The sequence below is a fragment of the Floccifex sp. genome, from assembly GCF_051873555.1.
Taxonomy (GTDB): Bacteria; Bacillota_I; Bacilli_A; order Erysipelotrichales; family Erysipelotrichaceae; genus Floccifex.
In genome coordinates, this window is sequence record NZ_JBJEEY010000037.1 from 1 (window position 1) to 2,871 (window position 2,871).

General features: G+C 36.0%; 2 protein-coding genes. One reads left to right on the forward strand and one right to left on the reverse strand.

Annotation, left to right across the window (positions count from 1 at the left end; all coding sequences use genetic code 11):
* The first annotated feature begins 137 nt into the window (after positions 1–137).
* Positions 138–680 (forward strand): YdcF family protein, encoded by a 543-nt coding sequence (locus ACI32A_RS02235; protein ID WP_439753393.1) that lies wholly within the window; start codon positions 138–140, stop codon positions 678–680.
* Positions 681–685: 5 nt separating this feature from the next.
* Here ACI32A_RS02235 and ACI32A_RS02240 read toward each other — a convergent pair.
* On the reverse strand, positions 686–2,871 hold a 2,186-nt coding region (locus ACI32A_RS02240), incomplete at its 5' end, for a RelA/SpoT family protein (RefSeq protein WP_439753394.1).

Genomic DNA, 2,871 nt, shown 5'->3' on the forward strand with positions numbered 1-2,871 from the left:
TTCTGTAGGACAAGAATTTTTAAAAGGTAAACAAGTCATCACAAAATTTAAAGAATTGCCTAAATTTCTGCAAGACATTGAACTCAAATGTCAATATCTATCTTTTGACACATTTAAAGCTAGAAAGGTGGTGTATTATGATCGTTAGTATATGCATTTTAATCTTTCTTGTGTGTCTATACATCTATTTTTTTCCATGTATCCCAAAGCGAAAGAAACACTATACGTACGCACTATTACTTGGATGTCCTGCTCATGATGATGGAACCATGTCTTCAAGTCAAATCAAAAGATGCAATCTTGCGATTGACATGTATAAAAAGGGGCTTTATGATACGCTAATTATCTCTGGGTCAAATGTAAAAAATAAGTATGTGGAAGCCAAAGTTATGCACAATTATATAACAAATAAAACGGAAATCCCAACCATTCTAGAAACACACGCAAGAAATACCTTTGAAAACTTCAAGTTATCTAAAGAATATATTCAAGAGCAAGATGTGCTCATTCTAACATCCCAAACGCACGCCAAAAGAGCTTGTGCAATTGCCAAGCAATTCTTTTCAGATTATGGTTGTTCGTGGTTTAAAGATTTAAAGATGAAGCACATTCTTCGCGAAATTATTTCTCGTATCATCTACATTAAAATTGAAATTCAGAAGAAAATAGGAAGGTATTAGCCTTCCTATTGAATTGTACGATCGACTTCATTGACGCTTCGTACTTTTTTTAAGTTCGCAATTAAATTTTGTAGATGCGCTGCATTCTTTACTGCAACCGTTAGTTTTGTAGTTGCCTCTAAGTTTCCTTCATCCACAGCCGAATCTACATGTTTTAAATAAACATTGCACTGCTGTAAAGTCGTTACAATATCACTCAACAAGTAGTTACGATCATCACTATGAACCACCAAATTGACTTCATATTGTTTTTCATCTAAGCCCTCTTCCCATTGAACAGGAATCAGACGTTTCTTTTCATTCAAGATATTTGGACAATCCGCTCTATGAACCTTCACACCTTGGCCTTTAGAAATATATCCAATAATTGGATCACCCGGAATAGGTCGACAACAATTGGCCAAAGATACCGCAATTGTATCAACGCCTGGAACAATAACACCACAATTTGAATGTTTCACTTGGTGAGCTGGCTGCTTATTGTAGATCTTCATAATTTCCTGATTTTCCAACATATTTGAACGATTCTTCACCAAACGATCCACAATGGACTGCAATGATACACGCTTCATCGCAATACCTACACATAGATCATCCACACTCTTAAATGACAAAGATGTTAAAATCGACTCTAAACGTTTGGTTTCCATTAATTTTGGATCCAGCTTCAAACGTCTAAACTCATCTTCAAGCATCGATTGACCTAGCTTAATGCTGTCCTTGCGTGACTGCTGCTCTTGTTTTTGTAAGAAAGTACGAATCTTATTTCGTGCATGTCCACTCTTAACAATCTTAATCCAGTCTGCACTCGGACCTACAGAGTTGTTGTTGGTTAAAATATCAACAACATCCCCCGTTTTTAATGACGTGTTCAAAGGTACAATAGCTCCATTGACTTTAGCACCAACCGTTTTATTACCAACCTCCGTATGGATTCTGTACGCAAAATCGATTGGACAAGAACCTGAAGGTAACGCAATAACTTTACCTCTAGGAGTTAAACAATATACATTGGCTTCAAAAATATCTTTTTGAAGTACATTCATATATTCAAGTGGATCTTCACTCTCTTCATCAGTCATCATAGAGAAATCTCTAAACCAAGAAAGTTTATCCTCAATCTCTTTTTGTTCATACTCAGGCGCATAATTACGATTTTCTTTATACTTCCAGTGTGCCGCAACACCTCGTTCGGCAATCGCATCCATTTCTTCAGTACGAATCTGGATTTCAAAAATATTACCATGTTCTGGCTCTACAATCGTCGTATGCAAAGACTGATACATGTTGGCTTTAGGCATCGCAATATAATCTTTAAAACGACCAGGAATCGGTCTATATTTGGCATGGATATAACCTAATATTTCATAACAATGCACCACTGAATCTGTAATAATACGAATTGCTAATAAGTCTAAAATTTCTTCAAAGCGCTTGTTTTTTGTAACCATCTTTTTATAGATGCTGTAGAAATGTTTAGAACGGCCAAAAATACGATATTGAATATTATACTCTTGTAAAATCGATTCAATATCCGAAATCATTTCTTGAACTTGACCATTACGATCACTTTCACGTTGTTTTACCAACCCTTTGATTTCTTCATACTTCTTATAATCCAGATATTTAAAAGACAAATCTTCCAACTCGTTTTTTATTTCACTGATACCTAAACGGTGTGCAATCGGTGCATATACACTCAACGTTTCATGCGCAATCTTCTTTTGTTTTTCCGGACGCATATACTGCAACGTACGCATATTATGTAGACGGTCCGCCAATTTAATCAAGATGACACGAATATCTTTGGCCATCGCAATAAATAACTTACGATGGTTGCTTGCCAAATATTCTTCTTCATCTTTAAACTTAATGGCACCAATTTTCGTAACTGCATCCACCAAAGTTGCGATTTCTTCACCAAACAATTCTATAATCGTATCTGTAGTTACGCCTTCACAATCTTCTACTGTATCATGTAAAAGACCAGCCGCAATCGTTTTAGGGCCACAATGCATTAACGCTAATGTATTCGCCACCTGAATTACGTGAATGACATAAGGCTCTCCACTTTTACGAAACTGCCCCTTATGGTGTTCATAGGCAAAATCATATGCCTTTTGTATCAACTCAATGTTTTCTGGGCGTTTTATATATGTCTGTACATTCTCCATGCACTCTTCAAAAGTAA